General features: G+C 72.1%; 20 protein-coding genes. 14 read left to right on the top strand and 6 right to left on the bottom strand.

Annotation, left to right across the window (positions count from 1 at the left end; all coding sequences use genetic code 11):
• Positions 1–48: 48 nt before the first annotated feature.
• From JOL79_RS19530 to JOL79_RS19495, 8 genes are all read left to right on the top strand, one after another.
• Positions 49–495 (top strand): PTS sugar transporter subunit IIA, encoded by a 447-nt coding sequence (locus tag JOL79_RS19530; RefSeq protein WP_210157279.1) that lies wholly within the window; start codon positions 49–51, stop codon positions 493–495.
• On the top strand, positions 492–1,142 hold the full coding sequence (locus JOL79_RS19525; RefSeq protein WP_307848622.1) for an HAD family hydrolase: 651 nt from the start codon (positions 492–494) through the stop codon (positions 1,140–1,142). Before JOL79_RS19530 ends, JOL79_RS19525 begins: the two co-directional genes overlap by 4 nt.
• A 143-nt stretch (positions 1,143–1,285) precedes the next feature.
• Entirely contained in the window at positions 1,286–1,543 is a 258-nt protein-coding gene (locus JOL79_RS19520; protein ID WP_210157278.1) for an HPr family phosphocarrier protein, read from the top strand.
• Positions 1,544–1,548: 5 nt separating this feature from the next.
• Positions 1,549–3,345: a phosphoenolpyruvate--protein phosphotransferase gene (ptsP, locus tag JOL79_RS19515; RefSeq protein ID WP_307848621.1), complete on the top strand. Its 1,797-nt coding sequence runs from the start codon at positions 1,549–1,551 to the stop codon at positions 3,343–3,345.
• A gap of 272 nt (positions 3,346–3,617) precedes the next feature.
• A complete protein-coding gene (gene nagZ, locus JOL79_RS19510) occupies positions 3,618–4,808 on the top strand; it encodes a beta-N-acetylhexosaminidase (RefSeq protein ID WP_307848620.1) in 1,191 nt (396 codons plus the stop codon).
• A gap of 52 nt (positions 4,809–4,860) precedes the next feature.
• Positions 4,861–5,634 (top strand): HAD family hydrolase, encoded by a 774-nt coding sequence (locus JOL79_RS19505; protein WP_307848619.1) that lies wholly within the window; start codon positions 4,861–4,863, stop codon positions 5,632–5,634.
• 12 nt (positions 5,635–5,646) lie between these two features.
• Positions 5,647–6,165, top strand: a complete 519-nt coding sequence (locus JOL79_RS19500) for a DUF6912 family protein (protein WP_210157277.1) — start codon at positions 5,647–5,649, stop codon at positions 6,163–6,165.
• Between the two features lie 54 nt (positions 6,166–6,219).
• The gene (locus JOL79_RS19495) at positions 6,220–6,852 is read left to right on the top strand and encodes an HAD family hydrolase (RefSeq protein WP_210157276.1); all 633 of its coding nucleotides are present in this window, start codon (positions 6,220–6,222) and stop codon (positions 6,850–6,852) included.
• A 26-nt stretch (positions 6,853–6,878) separates the two neighbouring features.
• Here the strand turns inward: JOL79_RS19495 and JOL79_RS19490 are convergent, their stop codons facing one another.
• Positions 6,879–7,355 carry a hypothetical protein gene (locus tag JOL79_RS19490; protein WP_210157275.1) on the bottom strand — a complete coding sequence of 159 codons (477 nt, stop codon included), beginning with the start codon at positions 7,353–7,355 and terminating at the stop codon, positions 6,879–6,881.
• Between the two features lie 186 nt (positions 7,356–7,541).
• On the opposite strand from JOL79_RS19490, the gene JOL79_RS19485 reads away from it, so the two are divergent.
• Positions 7,542–8,234 (top strand): HAD family hydrolase, encoded by a 693-nt coding sequence (locus JOL79_RS19485; protein WP_210157274.1) that lies wholly within the window; start codon positions 7,542–7,544, stop codon positions 8,232–8,234.
• Between the two features lie 14 nt (positions 8,235–8,248).
• On the opposite strand, the gene JOL79_RS19480 is transcribed toward JOL79_RS19485, so the two are convergent.
• A complete protein-coding gene (locus JOL79_RS19480) occupies positions 8,249–9,796 on the bottom strand; it encodes a penicillin-binding transpeptidase domain-containing protein (RefSeq protein ID WP_210157273.1) in 1,548 nt (515 codons plus the stop codon).
• Positions 9,797–9,904: 108 nt separating this feature from the next.
• Here JOL79_RS19480 and JOL79_RS19475 point away from each other — a divergent pair, with 108 nt between their 5' ends.
• From JOL79_RS19475 to JOL79_RS19465, 3 genes are all read left to right on the top strand, one after another.
• Complete coding sequence (locus JOL79_RS19475; protein ID WP_210157272.1) at positions 9,905–10,852, top strand: LysR family transcriptional regulator; 948 nt, start codon at positions 9,905–9,907, stop codon at positions 10,850–10,852.
• Positions 10,853–10,857: 5 nt separating this feature from the next.
• Positions 10,858–11,772 carry a serine hydrolase gene (locus tag JOL79_RS19470; protein ID WP_210157378.1) on the top strand — a complete coding sequence of 305 codons (915 nt, stop codon included), beginning with the start codon at positions 10,858–10,860 and terminating at the stop codon, positions 11,770–11,772.
• A gap of 62 nt (positions 11,773–11,834) precedes the next feature.
• Positions 11,835–13,748 (top strand): acetoacetate--CoA ligase, encoded by a 1,914-nt coding sequence (locus tag JOL79_RS19465; protein WP_210157271.1) that lies wholly within the window; start codon positions 11,835–11,837, stop codon positions 13,746–13,748.
• 10 nt (positions 13,749–13,758) lie between these two features.
• Here JOL79_RS19465 and JOL79_RS19460 read toward each other — a convergent pair whose 3' ends face one another.
• Together JOL79_RS19460 and JOL79_RS19455 are read right to left on the bottom strand one after the other, a co-directional pair.
• A complete protein-coding gene (locus tag JOL79_RS19460; protein ID WP_230985107.1) occupies positions 13,759–14,127 on the bottom strand; it encodes a type II toxin-antitoxin system VapC family toxin in 369 nt (122 codons plus the stop codon).
• A 2-nt stretch (positions 14,128–14,129) separates the two neighbouring features.
• On the bottom strand, positions 14,130–14,387 hold the full coding sequence (locus JOL79_RS19455; RefSeq protein ID WP_210157269.1) for a type II toxin-antitoxin system Phd/YefM family antitoxin: 258 nt from the start codon (positions 14,385–14,387) through the stop codon (positions 14,130–14,132).
• Between the two features lie 185 nt (positions 14,388–14,572).
• Between JOL79_RS19455 and JOL79_RS19450 the strand changes: the two genes are divergently transcribed.
• Positions 14,573–16,009: an AAA family ATPase gene (locus JOL79_RS19450; protein WP_307848618.1), complete on the top strand. Its 1,437-nt coding sequence runs from the start codon at positions 14,573–14,575 to the stop codon at positions 16,007–16,009.
• Here JOL79_RS19450 and JOL79_RS19445 read toward each other — a convergent pair.
• Together JOL79_RS19445 and JOL79_RS19440 are read right to left on the bottom strand one after the other, a co-directional pair.
• The gene (locus JOL79_RS19445) at positions 16,006–16,695 is read right to left on the bottom strand and encodes a cyclase family protein (protein WP_307848617.1); all 690 of its coding nucleotides are present in this window, start codon (positions 16,693–16,695) and stop codon (positions 16,006–16,008) included. The two genes, JOL79_RS19450 and JOL79_RS19445, sit on opposite strands and share 4 nt — an antisense overlap.
• A complete protein-coding gene (locus JOL79_RS19440; protein ID WP_210157268.1) occupies positions 16,692–17,195 on the bottom strand; it encodes a winged helix-turn-helix transcriptional regulator in 504 nt (167 codons plus the stop codon). The genes JOL79_RS19445 and JOL79_RS19440 overlap by 4 nt, the downstream gene beginning before the upstream one ends.
• A gap of 99 nt (positions 17,196–17,294) precedes the next feature.
• Between JOL79_RS19440 and JOL79_RS19435 the strand changes: the two genes are divergently transcribed.
• A complete protein-coding gene (locus JOL79_RS19435) occupies positions 17,295–17,939 on the top strand; it encodes a dihydrofolate reductase family protein (RefSeq protein ID WP_210157267.1) in 645 nt (214 codons plus the stop codon).
• Positions 17,940–17,959 lie beyond the last annotated feature (20 nt).

Raw genomic sequence — 17,959 nt, 5'->3', positions numbered from 1 at the left:
CCAGACCGGCCGTACGGCGAGCCGGGCAACTCAGGGAAGGGCGCTTCATTGACGACTGTTCTCGCCCCGGTCGCCGGGACGGCCGTGGGCCTGACGGCCGTGCCGGATCCGGTGTTCTCCCAGCTCATGGTGGGCCCCGGGACGGCGATCGACCCCCGGCGGGAGCCCGGTGAGGCCGTCGCCCCCATCGACGGCACGATCGTCAAGCTGCACCCGCACGCGTTCGTGGTCGTCGGCGACGACGGCAGGGGCGTGCTGGTGCACCTCGGCATCGACACCGTGCAGCTCAAGGGTGAGGGCTTCACGCTGCTCGCGGCCGAGGGCGACCGGGTCGAGGCGGGCCGTCCCGTCGTGGCCTGGGACCCCGCGGCCGTCGAGGCCGGCGGGCGCTCGCCGGTCTGCCCGGTCGTGGCCCTGGACGCCGCCGCCGGCGCGGTCACGGCCGTCGCCGAGGGCGGCGTCGACGTCGGCGACCCGCTCTTCCAGTGGTCGTGACGAGGGTCGTGATGCGGACCGCGCTCTTCGACCTGGACGGCACCCTGGTCAACACCGAGCGGCGCAGCCTCGCCATGTGGCGGCTGCTGCTCGAAAACCACGGCTTCGAACCCGACGAGACGCTGGTGCGGCGCTTCATGGGCCGCCGCGGCCGGGACGTGCTGCCCGAGATCATGCCCGACGGCGACGTCACGGCGCTGCTCGCGGAGGTGTTCTCGTACGACGAACTCCCCGGCCTGCCCGGCATCGAGCCGGTGCCCGGCGCGGCCGAGCTGGTGCGCCGGATCGCCGGCAGCGGCTCTCCGCTCGGCCTGGTCACCTCGGCCCACCGGGCCTGGGCGCTGGAACGGCTGGCCGCCCTCCAGGTGGCCGAGCTGGTACGGACCATCGTGTCGGCGGAGGACGTCGTGGTGGGCAAGCCCGACCCCTCGGGCTATCTCGCGGCGGCCGACCGGCTCGGGGTCGACCCGGTCACCTGTGTGGTGTTCGAAGACTCGCTCGCGGGTATCGCCGCGGCCAAGGCGGCCGGCATGACGTGTGTGGCGGTCGCGACGACCCACGATGAGACGGAACTCTCCCATGCGGATCTGGTAGTGCCCGATCTGTCTGGTGTTGACTGGCCACTGACGGACCTGAGACTGGTCTAGACCGGCGAACGGACCCCCGGGGAACAAGATCCGGGGCGGACGCCCTATGAAGAGAGCACCGGAAGAAGGAGCGCCCCGCCGAGAACCGGAGCGGCGCTTCCGGACAGGCTTCGACCACAGCTTCGGACAACAGAGGAGGAACCGTGGGGGAGCGGAAGGTCACCGTGACGTCGGAGGTGGGTTTGCACGCCCGGCCGGCGGCCACGTTCGTGCAGACCGCGGCCAAGGCGGCGTTCGACGTCACCGTCGCCAAGGCGGGCGGCAAGCCCGTGAACGCCAAGAGCATCCTGTCGGTGCTCGCACTTGACGTGCGGCAGAACGAGTCCATCGTCATCGAGGCCGAGGGCGAGGGCGCGGACGAGCTCCTCGACCGGCTCGCCGAGATCGCCTCGGCGCCCTGATCACGGTGGCGGCGCGGGACGGGCGGGAGCCCGTGGGCGGCACAGGGTCCGGCAGCACTGAACCCGGTGACACGAGGTCCGGCAGCACGAGCCCCGGCGACACGGCCGGGCCGCGGGTCCTCAGCGGCACCGGGGTCAGCCCCGGCACCGGCTACGGCCCGGTGTACGTCGTCGTCGGCGGCATCCCCGAGCCCGACAGGCGCGGGCGGCACGACGGCGACGCGGCCGCCGAGCGCGCCCGCGCCAAGGACGCTCTCGAGCGGGTCGCCGCCGACCTGGAGGCGCGTGGTGCGCGGGCCGGCGGGGAGGCCGAGGAGGTCCTCTTCGCGCAGGCCATGATGGCCCGCGACCCCGGCCTGGCCGACGAGGTGAGCCGGCTGATCGGCCAGGGCGTGTCCGCCGCGCGAGCCGTGTTCGAGGCGTTCGGCGGATACCGCGAACTGCTCGTCGCGGCGGGCGGTTATCTGGGTGAGCGGGCCGCCGACCTCGACGACATCCGCGACCGGACGGTCGCCGTGCTCACCGGGCTGCCGATGCCGGGGGTGCCCGACCACGCCGACGAGCCGTTCGTCCTGGTCGCCAGGGACCTGGCGCCCGCCGACACCGCGCTGCTGTCGAAGGACGTCGTCGCGGCCTTCGTGACCGAGCAGGGCGGCCCCACCAGCCACACCGCGATCCTCGCCCGTTCGATGGGCGTGCCCGCGGTGGTCGGCTGCGCGGGCGCGACGACCCTCCCGCCCGGCACGCCCGTGCTGGTCGACGGGGGGTCCGGCGAGGTCCGGCCGTCGCCGTCCGCCGAGGAGGTCGGCCGGGCGCGGGCGGCGGAGGAGGCGCGCAGGGCCGTGCTGTCCGCGGCCACGGGTCCCGGCGCGACCGCCGACGGTCATCCGGTCCCGCTGCTCGCCAACATCGGCGGGCCGCGCGACCTGGAGGCGGCGCTCGCGTACGGCGCGGAGGGCGTGGGCCTCTACCGCACCGAGTTCCTCTTCCTCGACCGCGACACCGCGCCGACGGCCGAGGAGCAGGAGGCCGCCTACCGGCCGGTCTTCGAGGCGTTCCCCGGCGGCCGGGTCGTGGTCCGCACGCTCGACGCTGGCGCCGACAAGCCGCTCGCCTTCCTGCCGCCGTCGGAGGAGGAACCCAATCCGGCGCTCGGCGAACGTGGCGTGCGCATGTTCCGCCGCCACCCCGGCATCATGGCGACCCAACTGGCCGCGCTCGCCGCGGCCGCCGAGGGCACGACGGCCGAGGTCGAGGTGATGGCCCCGATGGTCGCCACCGCGGCGGAGGCCGAGTGGTTCGCCGCCGCCTGCCGCGAGGCCGGGCTGCGCAGGCCCGGCATCATGATCGAGGTGCCGTCCGCCGCGCTGCGGGCCGCCGATCTCGCCGGAGCGGTCGAGTTCTTCTCCATCGGCACCAACGACCTGACGCAGTACGCCCTCGCCGCCGACCGGCAGGTCAGCGCGGTCGCTGGCCTGCAGAACCCGTGGCACCCCGCGGTGCTCGACCTGGTCGTGCTCGCCGCGTCGGCGGCGGCGTCGGCGTCGCCGCAGGGCAAGGGCTGCGGCGTGTGCGGCGAGGCGGCGGCCGACCCGGCGCTCGCCTGCGTGCTCGTCGGCCTCGGCGTCACCTCGCTGTCCATGGGCGCGCCCGCGCTGCCCTGGGTGCGCGCGGCGCTCGGGCGGCACACCCTGGAGCAGTGCGCGGCGGCCGCCCGCGCCGCCCGGTCGGCGGTCTCCGCGGCCGGGGCCAGGGACGCGGCCCGCGCGGAGCTCCCCGGCCTCGCGGCGCTGGCGCTGTAGGTGCCGCCATGTAAGACCCGTCACACAAGGGGCGTTCCGGGGCCCGGTCGTGCGCGTTTCCGCACGACCGGGTCCGCGACGCCGTTACGGTGAAGGGCGTGTCACAACTGCGACGGGGCGCCATCGGGCTACTGATCCTCCTCATGACGGGATGCGCGACGGGCGTGCTGGCGGGCTGTTCCGGCGGCCCGGTGAGTTTGGGCCAAGCCGTGCGCCCCTCATCGCAGGCCCCCCAGCCGACCCCGGCGGGGAGCCCGGTGCGGAGCCCGGCCGTGAGTCTCACGCCCAGCCCGGCGTCCGGCACCTCCGCGGACACCGGCTCCGGCTGGGATCCCGCGGCCGCCCTCGCGGGGATGAGCCTGGAGGAGAAGGTCGGCCAGCTCTTCGTGATGGTCGTGTTCGGCTCCCGCGCCGACTCCGTCCACAAGGAGAACCGGGCGCGTTACGGCGTGGCGACCCCCGCGGAGGCGGTGCGGAAGTATCGGCCCGGCGGCGTCATCCTGTTCCCCTGGGCCGGCAACGTGTCCGGCGCCCGGCAGGTCGCCGACCTGACCACCGGGCTGCGCGAGGCGTCCGGCACTCCGCTGCTCATCGGCGTCGACCAGGAGAACGGCGTCGTCTCCCGGCTCGCGCCCATCATCACGAAGCTTCCCGGATCCATGGCGATCGGGGCGACCGGCGACCCCGCCAACGCGCGCGACGCGGCCCGGGTGACGGGGGAGGAGCTGAAGGATCTCGGCATCGGCCTCGACTTCGCTCCCGTCGCCGACGTGAACATCAACCCGCGCAACCCCGTCATCGGTCCCCGCGCGTACGGCGCCGACCCGAAGAGGGTGGCGAGCATGGTGGGAGCGGCGGTCGACGGGTTCCACAAGGCCGGCGTCGCGTCCGTCGCCAAGCACTTCCCCGGGCACGGGGACACGACGGTCGACAGCCACACCGGGCTGCCCGTCATCAATCACTCCATGTCCACCTGGCGGAAGGTGGACGCGCCGCCGTTCCGGGCGGCCATCGCGCACGGCGTGGACGCCGTCATGTCGGCCCACGTCGTCATGCCGAAGCTCGACCCGTCGGGAGACCCGGCCACGCTGTCGCACCGCATCCTTACCGGCCTGCTCCGCGACGAGCTCGGCTTCGACGGAGTGATCACCACCGACGCGCTCGACATGGCGGGCGTGCGGAAGAAGTACGGCGACGCCGAGGTGGCGGTGCGGGCCGTCCTCGCCGGGGCCGATCTGCTGCTGATGCCGCCCAACCTCGACACCGCGTACGGCGCCGTGCTCAAGGCGGTGAAGTCGGGCCGGATCTCCGAGGAGCGGCTCGACCAGTCCGTCACGCGGATCCTCCGGCTGAAGCAGAAGCGCGGCATGGCCGGTCCCATCAGGACCGATCCGGGCGCCCTGCGGTCGGCCGAGCACCTGAAGGTCGCCAGGCGGGTGTCTACCGCGCCCGGCGATCGGTGACGCGCCGCCCACCGGCCGCCGTACGCTGGAGAATTGGGTATTTTCTGTGCACGTGCGGGAGAACGCGATGCTGAGGGGCGTGCTGATCGACTGGGGCGGAGTGCTCACCACGGGCCTCGCCGAGTCGGTCGCGGAGTGGATCGAGGCGGATCGGATCGATCCCCACCACTACCGGGAGGTCATGAGCACGCTGATCGTGCACGCCTACGAGGGCGGCCTCGGGCCGGGGGACAACCCCGTCCACGCCCTCGAACGAGGCGAGTTGCCGGCCGCCGAGTTCGAGCGCCGGGTGGCCGCCCGGCTGCGCACCCTGGACGGCGGGCAGCCGGAGGCCGACGGCCTGCTCGCCCGGATGTTCGCCGGCTTCCGCCCGCTCGACGAGATGAACGCGATGCTGCGGCTGGCCCGCGCGGCCGGCCTGTCCACCTGCCTGCTGTCCAATTCGTGGGGCAACGACTACCCCAGGGACGACTGGGACGAGATCTTCGACGCCGTCGTCATCTCCGGCGAGGTCGGCATGCGCAAGCCCGAGGAACGGATCTTCCGGCACGCGCTCGGGCTGCTGTCCCTGGAGCCGGGGCAGTGCGTGTTCGTCGACGACATCGAGGCCAACATCGTGGCGGCCCGCGCCCTGGGCCTGGTGGGCGTCCACCATCTGGAGCCGGCGGCGACGATCGCCGAGCTGGAGCGGCTGTTCCGGACGCCGCTCCGCGCGTCGCCCTCCCCGGACGTCCCGGATTCTCCGGATGTCCTGGGCGTCCCGGTTTTCCCGGCGTCCCCGGCCCCGGGCGGGCCCGGCCGGCCGGCCACACCCGAACGTCTCTGAGTCGAGGAACCCATGCGCGTGTATCTGCCGAGCACCCTTCCCGCGCTGGCCCGTGTGGTCGCGGCGGGAGAGCTCGGGCCTGCCCCGCTGACCGGTTATGCGGTGACCCCCGCGCTGGTCGAGTGGTACGCCTCCGGTGACACCGAGGAACTGGAGTACGTGGCGCTCACGGAGGCCGCCCGCGCCTCCCTGCGGATGCTCGCCGCCGATCGCGCGGACGGGACAACGGACGGGACGGCGGGCGATGACCGCCGCGTCGTCGTGGCCGTCGAGGTGCCGGACGAGACCGTCAAGATGGGCGCCGACCTGGCGGAGCGCGCCCGGGTGCGGGTGCACGAGCCGATCGCCGTGTCCCGGATCGCCGCCGTCCACGTCGACGACTCCGACGCCGTCGCCGACGTCGCGGCGGCCGTGGCGGCGCTGCCCGCCGCGGACGCGGGCGACGACGACGCCCGGTTCGTCGTGGACGGCGCGGAGGACCACGAGCTCATGTGGTACGCCACCCAGGAGATCCCCGACCTGCTCTCCTGACGACTCCGTGGTGTTCACGGCGTCGTCACCGGGGACGCTTAAGCTGGAGGGGATATGACACACATCGTTTGGGACTGGAACGGCACCCTTTTTCACGACATCGACGCCATCGTCGCCGCGACCAACGAGATCTTCCAGCCGTACGGCATCGGCCCGTACGACATCGAGGGTTTCCGTGAGGTCTACACCCGCCCGATCTGGGTGGCCTACGAGCGCATGCTGGGCCGGCCCCTCCGGGACGGCGAATGGGAGCAGCTCGACGTCGGCTTCCACGATCACTACCACCGGCTGATGGAGGCCTGCAGCCTCGCCGAGGGCGCGCTGTCGAGCCTGCGCGCATGGGACGAGGCGGGCCGCACGCAGTCACTGCTGTCGATGTGGATGCACGACCGGCTGCTCGGCAAGGTCGGCGAGTTCGGCATCTCCGGCCACTTCCGCCGGGTCGACGGGCTGCGCACGGCGACCGGCGGCGCGAAGGCGGAGCACATGGTGGAGCACCTGCGGGCGCTCGACCTCGACCCGGCCAAGGTGGTCGTCATCGGCGACAGCGTCGACGACGCCCACGCGGCCCAGCACGTCGGCGCCCGCGCCATCCTCTACGCCGGCGGCATGACCAGGCGGTCAGACCTGGAGGGCGTCGGCGTCCCGGTGGTGGACTCGCTGTCCGACGCCCTCGGCCTCGTCTGAAGGGCCGCGCCTGACGCGTCTTGGCGTCAGACGGCCCGGCGTTCCTCCTCGGCCCGCTCCATCTCCAGGAGCCACCGGGGCTTGGCCCTGCGCGGCGGCCGGTAGAGCCGCTTGACCGCCACGCCTCCGAAGACGAACGACGCGAAGAGGAACAGGCCCATGATCGCGTCCCAGGTCTCCTGGCCGGAGACCCAGGTGTAGGCGAGCATCACGGCCCACATCGCGAGCATGACGGCCCCCGGGAGCTGCGCGAACGGCAGGTTCCGCAGCTCCTTGGGGTTGTCGGTGTCGAAGTAGCGCGCCGCCCAGGTGCTGCCGGGCCCGCCGCGGACGAACCTGACGTGGTTGACGACGCCGAGGATCGCCAGCAGGGCGGCGGCGACCACCGCCCAGACCGGTGCGTGCGGGTAGCCGGCGACCTCGGCCGCTCCGGCCGCCGGGCCGGTCGTGAGGCCGGTCGACGTGACGGCCGTCATGACGGCCGTCACGGTGGCCACGGACATGTCAGCCAAAGAGACTGTGCCATCCCTTTTCGATACCCAGATCCGGCGGTAATCCCTGCGTGGCAGGCGACGGGCGCCTCCGGCCCGCGGCATGGCGTCGTCGCGGATTCACCGCGCGACGCCCGTGGGCCGTACGCTGAGCACGATCCACCCCGCACCCTCACGGAGGCCGCGATCAAACGCCTGGTGCTCTGGAACATCGACCTGACCCTCGTCGACGTCGCCATCGTCACCCGCGACGCCTACGCGGACGCGTTCAGGATGGTGGCGGGGCGGCCCCTCGTGAAACTCGCGCCGGCGCTGGGCCGCCCCGACTCGGAGATCGTCTTCGAGACGCTGGCCGTCAACGGCATCGCCGTCGAGGACAACCACCTGCCGAGGTTCCTCGACGCGCTCGCGGTCGCGTTCGCCGAGCGGCACGGGCGGCTGGCGAAGGACGGCCGCATGATGCCCGGGGCGAAGGACGCCCTCAAGGCGGTGTCCAAGCTGGACGGCGTCGTGCAGTCCGTGCTCACCGGCACCATCAAGAGCAACGCCGCGCACAAGCTCCGCGCGTTCGGGCTGGACAAGTGGATCGACGCCGAGGTCGGCGGCTACGGCGAGGAGGTCTACCCCAAGGCCACCCTCCTGCAGGTCGCGCAGGGACGGGCCAAGGCCAGGCACGGCGCGGCGTTCACCGCGGGCAACACCGTGCTCATCGGGGACTCCACGCGCGACGTGCAGGCCGCCCGGATCGGCGGCGCGGCGATGATCGCGGTCGCCTCCGGCCGCTCGACGGCCGCCGAGCTGCAGGAGGCGGGCGCGGACATCGTGCTGCCCGACCTCTCCAACGCCTCCGAGGTGGTCGCCGCCGTCGCCCGCCTGACCACGCCCGCCTGACGTGAGGCCGGCCGTTACAGCGCCTTGAGGAAGCGGGCCGCGACGGGGGCCGCCACCTGCGCCCCCGTGCCGCCGCCCTCGACCACCACGGCGAAGGCCAGGTCACCCTTGTAGCCGATGAACCACGAGTGCGTGGGCGGGTTCTCGCCGTTCTCGCTCGAACCGAACTCGGCCGTCCCGGTCTTGCCGGCCGTGCCCGCGGGGAAGGAGACGCCGCTCGCGGTGCCCTCGCTGACGACCGCGGGCATGAGGCGGCGCAGTGCGGATACGACCGCGGGCTCCAGCCTGCGCGGGGGCGTCCCACCCTTGGGGACGAGCGCCTCCGGGACCAGCCGGGGCTGGCGCCAGGTGCCCGCCGCGATGGCGCCCGCGACCGCGGCCATGTTGAGCGGGCTGGCCAGGACGCGCCCCTGGCCGATGGCCGCGGACGCGAGATCGGTGTCGTCGCGGGGCGCGGGGAAGGCGGCGTCCACGGCGGGCACACCGATCTTGATGCTCGCGCCGAACCCGAAGTCGGCGGCCACCTTGGCCAACCGGTCCGCGCCGAGGCGTCGCACCGCCATGTCGCCGAACGTCGTGTTGCACGAGTGCGCGAAGGCGTCGACGAAGCGCAGCGTGCCGTAGTCGTGGAATTCGGCGTTGTGGAACGGGAAGCCGCCGATCGTCTTCTCGGCCGGGCACTCGACGGTCTGGTCGGGTGTGACGCCGCCGGCGACCAGGGCCGAGGCCGTCACGACCTTGAAGGTGGAGCCGGGCGGGTACGCGCCGAGCAGGGCGCGGTTGTATCCACCCGGCTTGTTCACCGCCGCGAGGATCTCACCCGTGGACGGGCGGAGCGCGACGAGCGAGGCGGGCTTGTCCACGCCCTCAAGGGCCTGCGCGCCCGCCCGGTGCACCCGCAGGTCGAGCGTGACCGGGAGCGGCTCGCCCGGTCTCGACCCGCCGCTCGCGAGAGCGACCACCTTCTCGCCCGTCCGGGCGTCGACCAGATCGGCGCGGGCGGACGCGGTGCCGGTCAGGCGGGAGCCGTACTGCTCGCGCAGGCCGTCCACGATCTGCCGGACGGAGCCCGGGGCGTCCGGCGTGTCGATGCGGGTGCCGTCGGCGGCGGTTATCGGGGCGAGCGCGGCGGGCACCGTGGTGATCTTCGCCCGCAGGCGGTCGGTCAGCCGCGGGTGGACGGCCGCCGGGGTCCATGCCACCTTCCAGGCGCGGTCGCGCTCGACCAGGCGCAGCCTCCCGTCGTACGCGATGGGCAGCGGTCCGGTCAGCTTGGCCTGGAACCGTACCGTCGAATCCTGGACAGCCGTCACCTGGAACCGCTGCCCGGTCAGTCGCAGGTCGTCGTGGAAGCGGCGGTAGGTGCTCTCGAAGCCGGCCGGCGGGTCGGCGGTGAGCGCGCGCATCGCCGCGTAGTCCGAGCGCCCCCAGGCCGCGAGGAACTCCCGCGCGGTCTCCTCGGGTGAGCCCTTCGTGCGCAGTGCCCAGATGATCGCCCCCGCGGTCACCACCGGTACGAGCACCGCCGCCGTGACGTACGGCCAGCGCCTTCGCTCTCGCATGCGTCCCCCTTCGAGTCGAGTGCACGCCAAGAGCAGCAGACCGGCCGGGAGTATGTCCAATATGGATATCAACGCGCTACATGTTCGGTTTGGATATGCTTCCAGCTCGTGGACCTGGTCCGGCATCTCGGCTACTTCCTCGTCGTGACGGAAGAGCTGCATTTCGGGAACGCGGCCGCGCGGCTGGGGATGGCACAGCCGCCGCTGAGCCAGCGCATCCGGCGTCTGGAGGAGGAGCTGGGTGTGCGCCTGTTCGAGCGGTCGAGCCGGCGGGTCGCGCTGACCGAGGCGGGACGGCTGCTGGTGCCCGAGGCCCGCGAGATCGTCGCCAGAGTCGAGCGGACGCGCGACCTCATGTCCGACCTGGCGCGCGGCGACGCGGCGGTCGTCCGGGCGGGCGTTCCCGCCGACCTCGGCGCCGCCGTGGTCGCCGCGCTCATCGCGGGGTTCCGCGACCGCCGCCCCGACGTACGGCTGGCGCCGGTGGAGATGGGCACGGCCGCGCAGGTCGCCGCCTTGCTGGAGGGCAGGCTCGACGTCGGGTTGCTGCGGCATCCGGCCGACGTGAACGGGCTCGACCACGGGCCGGTGCTCGTCCGGCATCCGGGCGTCCTGCTGGCCGAGGGCGACGAGCTGACCGCCTGGGCGACCGTTCACCTCGGCGACCTGGCCGGGCGCGACCTGGTGCTGTTCCCCCGGGACGCCGAGCCCGGCCTGTACGACGACACCCTCGCCGCCTGCCGCCGCGGCGGCTTCGTCCCCGCCGAGATCATCAGCACCGACCGTGCGGAGTTCGCCCTCGGCCTGGTCCTGTCCGGCACCGCCGTCGCGTTCGGCGCCCCCGCCGAGGTGCCGGGCGTGGTGTGGCGGCCCCTCGCGGGCGCGCCCCTGGCCTGGCGCTGCTCCCCGGCCTGGCGGGCCGAGCCGGGGCCGTACGTGCGCGACTTCACCGCCGTGGCCGTACAGGTGCTGAAAGACAGCGCAGGCATGGTCGACGAAGGAGCGCCGCCCACTCGTCGCGTGGCGCCGCGCCCGGCGACCGGGTTCCTGGCGTGAGCGCCATGCGGGCGGTGGGCGCGGTGAACCCGATCGAGCGCGTCTTCCGCGAGGCCGGAGTCACCGGATGGCTGCACGCGGCCGATATCGACGACGGGCGCGAGGTGGCACTGCGGGCCGGCGAACCCGTGGTGCTCGCGTCGGTGTTCAAGGTGCCCCTGCTGGTGGAACTGCACCGCCAGGCCGAGCGCGGGCTGCTCGACCTCACCGAACACGTCCGGGTGACCGCGGCGGACCGGGTGGGCGGGGGCACCGGGCTGGGGGTGATGCTGGACGACGCCACGTTGTCGATCCGCGACCTGGCGTACCTGATGATGGCGGTGAGCGACAACACCGCGGCCGACGTGCTGCTGGCCCGGGTGGGCCGGGAGGCGGTCAACACGCTGCTCGACGGCCTCGGTCTGACGACGACGCGGGTGCTGCACGACTGCCGCGACATGCTCTCCGGCATGTGGGCGGACACGGGCGCGGCGGACCAGTCCGCCCTGACCCAGGCGTGCGCCGACCCCGAGGTGGTGGCGCGCCTGCGCGCGCTCGACCCGGCGCTGAGCAACCGGAGCACGCCGCGCGAGATGACCCGGCTGCTGGCCATGATCTGGCGTGACGAGGCGGCGGGCGCGGCCTCCTGCGGGGCGATCCGCCGCCTGATGGGTCTGCAGGTGTGGCCGCACCGGCTGGCCTCGGGGTTCCCGTTCGACGATGTCGCGGTGAGCGGCAAGACGGGCACACTGCCCACGGTCCGCAACGAGGTCGGCGTGGTCGAGTATCCCGACGGCGGGCGCTACGCCGTGGCCGTGTTCACCCGGTCGCTCAGCACGGCGCAGAACCAGCCGCGCGCCGACGCCGCGATCGGGACCGCCGCACGGATGGCCATCGATCAGCTCAGAAACCACGCCGATCGGGGCGCGGTCCACATATGACGGGTCCTGTCTATGTGGGTGGTGAGGGTGACATAAGGGCGGGGCGTCGCGAAGATGGGCACATGGTCAAGGAAGGCGCTCTGCTCTGGGAGCCCACGCCCGAGGTCGTGCGCACGGCCCGCGTCACCCGCTACATGGAGTGGCTCGGGCGCCCGGTCGACTACCAGGACACGTGGGAGTGGTCGGTCCGCGATCCGGCCGGCTTCTGGACGTCCATCTGGGACTACTTCGAGGTCGTCGGCGAGCGTGGCGACGGGCCCGTCATCGACGGGGTGATGCCCGAGGTCGAATGGTTCGGGGGATCGGCGCTCAACTACGCGGAGAACGCGCTGCGCGGCCACCCAGGCCGGACCGCGATGGTCTTCCGGAGCGAGGCGGGAGGCCGCTGGCAGTACTCGCTCGGCGAGCTCCGCGCGGAGGTCGCCAGGGTGCGGGCCGGGCTGGTGCGGCTGGGCGTCGGCCGCGGCGACCGGGTCGCCGCCTATGTCTCGAACATCCCCGAGGCCCTGATCGCGTTCCTGGCCACGGCGTCCCTGGGCGCGGTCTGGTCGTCGTGCTCACCCGACTTCGGCGCGTCCAGCGTCATCGACCGGTTCACCCAGATCGAGCCCGCGGTGCTCATCGCGGTGGACGGCTACCGCTACGGCGGCAGGCGGTTCGACCGGTCGGACGTGGTGCGGGAGATCGCCGCCCGGCTGCCCTCGCTGAAGGCGACGATCTGGATCCCCACGCTGAGCCAGGAGGCGCCGGAGGCCGGCGGGCTGACCTGGGACGACCTGCGGGCCGAGAGCGCGCCGCTGGAGTTCGAGCGGGTGCCGTTCGGCCATCCGCTGTGGGTGCTCTACTCGTCCGGCACCACGGGGCTGCCCAAGCCCATCGTGCACGGCCACGGCGGCATCGTCCTCGAGCACCTCAAGTCGCTGTCGTTCCACCAGGACCTGGGCGGTGGCGACGTGTTCTTCTGGTACACCACCACGGGCTGGATGATGTGGAACTACCTCATCGGGGGCCTGCTGGTGGGCGCCACCGTCGTCCTGTACGACGGCAGCGCCGTCCACCCGGGCACGGACGCGCTGTGGCGGCTGGCCGCCGAAGAACGGGTCACCTACTTCGGCACCGGTGCGCCGTACATCATGGCCTCGCTGAAGGCGGGGGTGAAGCCGGAGGGCCTGGACCATCTGCGCGGCATCGGCTCGACCGGCTCGCCGCTGCCGCCCGAGGGCTTCGCCTGGGTCTACTCCGACGTGCGGCACGACGTGCAGCTCGGCTCGTTCTCCGGCGGCACGGATGTGTGCACCGGCTTCGTCGGGGCCGTGCCGCTGCTGCCGGTCCGCGCCGGCGTCATCCCCTGCCGCTGCCTCGGGGCTCCGGTGGAGGCGTTCGACCCGGCCGGGTCGCCGGTCGTCGGCGAGGTGGGGGAGCTCGTGGTCACCGGCCCCATGCCGTCCATGCCGGTCATGTTCTGGAACGACCCCTCCGGCGAGCGTTACCGCGACTCGTACTTCGCCGACTATCCGGGCGTCTGGCGGCACGGCGACTGGATCAAGATCCTCCCCGACGGTGGCTGCGTCATCTACGGCCGCAGCGACTCGACGCTCAACCGGGGCGGCGTCCGCATGGGCACCAGCGAGTTCTACCGGATCGTGGAGCGCTTCGACGAGATCGCCGACAGCCTCGTCATCGACACCGGACGGCTCGGGCAGGAGGGCAGGCTGCTGCTGTACGTCACCCTGACCGGCGGCGCGTCGCTCTCCGACGACCTGGTCTCGCGCCTGCGCACGACCCTGCGCGCCGAGCTGTCGCCCCGCCACGTGCCCGACGAGATCCGCGTGGTGCCCGGCATCCCCCGGACGCTGTCCGGCAAGAAGCTGGAGATCCCGGTACGGAAGATCCTGCTCGGCACCCCGGTGGAGCAGGCCGCCAACCCCGACGCCATGGCCAACCCCGAGGTCCTCTCCCACTTCGCGCCCGGGTAGTGAGGCCCGTTCAGACCGCCACTACATGGACGTCATATTTGGAAATCTGGCCGTCTCTGGTGACCAGGGAGAGTCCTTCACGGCGGGCTTGAGCGATCAGCAGTCGGTCGAAGGGGTCGCGATGAAGGGGTGGCAGCCTTCCCGCCTCGATGGCGTGGCCGAACCGAATCGGCAGTTCGCGGAACTCGCTGTCGCGGATTCGTTCAACCAGGTCATCGGGTGCCGTCAGCTTGCCAATGCTCTGCTTGATGGCCACTTCCCACAGAGTCGCCGGGCTTACGAAGACCTCTGGCCCTTCGTCGATCACGTCTTTGATCTCGTCGGCAAGCGTCGGGTCGTCGCTCAACCACCAAAGGACGACGTGCGTATCGAGGAGCATCCTCACGGCAACAACCCGAAATCCCTCGCGATGGCGTCGTTGACCTCAGGCGAGTCCCAGTCGTCGGCCATGCGAAGCTTCCCCTTCAGGGAGCCCCTGCCGCGGCGGCCTGCCCTGGCTGGGAAAGGAATGACTTTGGCCACGGGACGACCGGCACGGCTGATGACGATCTCCTCGCCATGTTCGACCCGGTCGATGATGCGGGACAAGTTCGTCTTCGCCTCATGAATGTTGTACTGCTCAGTAGCGCGCTCTGACATCGCCAACCCCCTTAGCTAAGTTAGCTTAGCCTGTCGCTTGTCCCTGCGGACAGCATGCGTTCGTACGCCTCATGGAGTCTGTGACGTGCGCGGGCGGCCGGTGCGGAGGCGTGAGACTGGGGTATGTATAAGTACACTTCTAAGAAGTCGACTTATAAGAAGTGCACTTATACATTGGGGGCCGCGTGAAGCCTGCTCACGTCTTCGACCGAGATCGCGAGTGGGCCGCGCTCAGCGACTTCGCCAAGGCGCCGGACCCGGAGATGAGATTGGCCGTGGTGAGCGGTCGTCGCCGGCAGGGCAAGACGTTCCTCCTGCAGGCGCTCGCCGACGTGTTCGGCGGCTTCTACTTCGTCGCCGTCGAATCCACGTCGGCGGACGCGCTCCGGCAGTTCGGCACGGCCGTGGCTGCCTACCTCGGCGTCCCGGGCGCCCTGGCGTTCGCCAACTGGGACGAGGCCGTCACCTATCTGCTGGACCACTGCGGTGACCGGCCGCTCGTGCTCGACGAGTTCCCCTACCTGGTGAAGGCCGATCCCTCCATCCCCTCCATCCTGCAGCGCGAGATCGACACGCGGGTCGCGCACCGCGGCACCGGCAGCCGGGTGCGTCTCGTGCTCGCCGGGTCCGCGATGTCGGTGATGGGCAGGCTCCTCGCCGGACAGGCGCCGCTGCGCGGGCGGGCGTCGCTCGACCTGGTGGTGCAGCCGTTCGATCACCGCCTGGCCCGGCTGTTCTGGGGGATCGAGGATCCGCGGCTGGCCCTCCAGGTGAACGCGATCGTGGGCGGGACGCCGGCCTACCGCACCCGCTTCGTCGGCAACGAGGCCCCCGGCGACGATCTCGACGACTGGGTCGTCCGGCGGGTGCTCAGCCCGGACACGCCGCTCTTCCGCGAGGCCCGATACCTGCTGACGAACGAGATGGAGATCCGGGACGAGGCCCTCTATCACGCCGTGCTCGGCGCGATCGCGGCCGGGAACAACACGCGGGGCGGCATCGCCGGGCACATGGAGCGCAAGGCGACGGACATCGCTCATCCGCTCGCTGTACTAGAGGACTGCCAGCTCATCCGCAAGGAGGCCGATCCGATTCGCAAGCGCTCGCTCTACCGGGTCGCTGAGCCGCTCGTCACGTTCTATGAGGCGATCATGCGGCCCGCCTGGAGCCAGCTTGAGCGGGGCTGGGCCGATCGCGTGTGGCGGGGCTCCCGGGCCAGGTTCGCCTCGCAGGTGGTGGGCCCGCACTTCGAGCACGTCTGCCGGGAGTTCGCGCTCGCCCACGACTGGGACGGCGACTTCGCCACCGAGGTCGCGGCGGGAGTCGCCACCGGCGGCGGCAGAGGGCAGCAGATCGAGGTCGACGTGATCGCCCTCGCGCCCCAGGACGGCCACCCGCGCCGGCTCCTGTCGGTGGGAGAGGCGAAGTGGTCGGAGGTCATGAACGTGGGCCACCTGAAGCGCCTGGAGCAGGCCAAAGACCACCTGCACACGCGCGGGCTCGACACCCGCGACACCGTCCTCGCCCTCTACAGCGGCGCCGGATTCGACGCCGCGCTCACCGACGCCGCCGCCCGCGACTCCCGGGTCCTCCTGGTCGATCTCCCCATGCTGTACGCCTAGGGCACGAGGGCGTACGCCCGGACGGGAAACGTGCCCATGCCGGACACGGCGACGGGGGCCGCGTGGAGCCGGAACCCGGTGTGCGGCAGCCGTTCCAGTCCGCGCATGTGCTCGATGATCGGGACGCCCGCGGTGAGCAGGGCGGTATGGGCCGGGCGGTGCCCGTCGGCCATGTCGTCGATGTTGACACTGTCGATGCCGACGACGGCCGGTCGCCGGTCGGCGAGCAGGGCGGCCGCGTCCGCCGTCAGGAAGGGGTGATCCGGGTCGCCGTAGGCCGGGCTGCCCCAGTGCCTGTCCCAGCCCGTACGCAGCAGGACGGCGCGCCCCCTGACGTCGTGTCCGTCGAACGCGTCGACGCCGATGCCGCGCCGGGGGGAGCCGGAGACGTCGATCAGCAGCCCGGGGACGTCGACCAGCCGGGACAGGTCGATCTGGGCCAGGTCCTCGCCCTCCGCGAGCCGGTGGAACGGAGTGTCGAGGTACGTGCCGGTGTTCGCCACCATCGTGATGCGGCCGATCTGGAACTCGGTGCCCGGGGCGTAGTGGCTCCGGGAGTCCTCGCGCGTCAGGTGATCGACGATCTCCGGTGCGGGCAGGCCCGGATAGGTGACCATGCCGTGCCGGACCACATGACTGAGGTCGACGACACGCCCGCGCGGGTGCTGCTGGTCTTCGGATGTCACGTTTCCATTGTCGTCGCCAGCACCCGTTCGTACGCCTCCTGGAGCAGTTGTGACGCGCGCGGGCGGCCGGTGTCGGGGCGGGGGATGCCCAGGTGTGCCTCGCGCAGCTCGTCCATGAGGTCCTCCCAGAGCGGCGGGCCGCCCTCCTCCATCAACCGCGCCCGCACGCCCAGCTCCAGCGTCGTCGGGCGGTGCCGCAGGCCCCAGGAGCCGAGCGCGGCCATGATCGGGACCGTCTGGATGCCCGCCTCGGTGAGGCTGTAGGTCCCCCGTCGTCCCCGTCCCGCGTCCTCGTGGGTCAGCAGACCTCCGGCGACGAGGGCCTTGAGACGGCTGCTGAGGATGTTCGACGCGATCCCCTCCTCGGAGTTGGCGAGCAGGTCACGGAAGTGCCGGCGCCCGCCGAAGATCACGTCGCGCAGGACGATGAGGCTCCACCTGTCTCCGAGCGCCTCCACCGCCGCGTTGATCGCACATCCCGACCGCGGCTCGTGTCGCATGGGCGACCCTCCTAAGTGGTTGCAATTCGCTACTACCTACTTTACGCTCCATCCTAGTGATTGCAATCCGCAACCACTAGTCGGAATCGGGAGCACCGCATGTCTCGCGTACGGGTCCACAACTTCTCCGTCTCCCTCGACGGCTTCGCCACGGGCGAGGGCCAGAGCCTCGACGAGCCGTTCGGCCACGCCGGCGGACGGCTCCACGAGTGGTTCTTCGAGACCGAGACCTTCCATGGCATGCAGGGGAAGACCGGAGGCGCCACCGGGGTCGACGACGCCATGGTCCGCACATGGGACGCGGGCATCGGGGCGGAGATCATGGGCCGCAACAAGTTCGGCCCGCAGCGGGGCCCGTGGGAGAGCCACGCGTGGACCGGATGGTGGGGGCCCAACCCGCCGTTCCACACGCCGGTCTTCGTGCTGACCCATCACCCCCGCCCCTCGGTGGAGATGGAGGGCGGCACCACGTTCCACTTCGTCGACGCCACGCCCGAGGAAGCGCTCCGGCAGGCCCGCGAGGCCGCGGGCGGCCTCGACGTGCGGATCGGCGGCGGCCCGGGCACCGTCCGTCAGTTCCTGGCCGCCGACCTGGTCGACCACATGCACGTGGCCCTCGTGCCGATCATCCTGGGCCGCGGCGAGCGACTGTGGGAGGGGCTCGAAGGGCTCGAGAAGCGCTTCAGGATCGAGTCCGTGACCACCCCCAGCGGCGTCACCCACCTGACCTTCACCCGCCGGTAGACCCTTGAGAGGCTGACAGA

It is taken from the genome of Microbispora oryzae, assembly GCF_017896165.1.
Classification (GTDB): Bacteria; Actinomycetota; Actinomycetes; order Streptosporangiales; family Streptosporangiaceae; genus Microbispora; species Microbispora oryzae.
The sequence above is the reverse complement of the archived record's forward strand: the minus strand, read 5'-3'. Positions and strand labels throughout refer to the sequence as shown.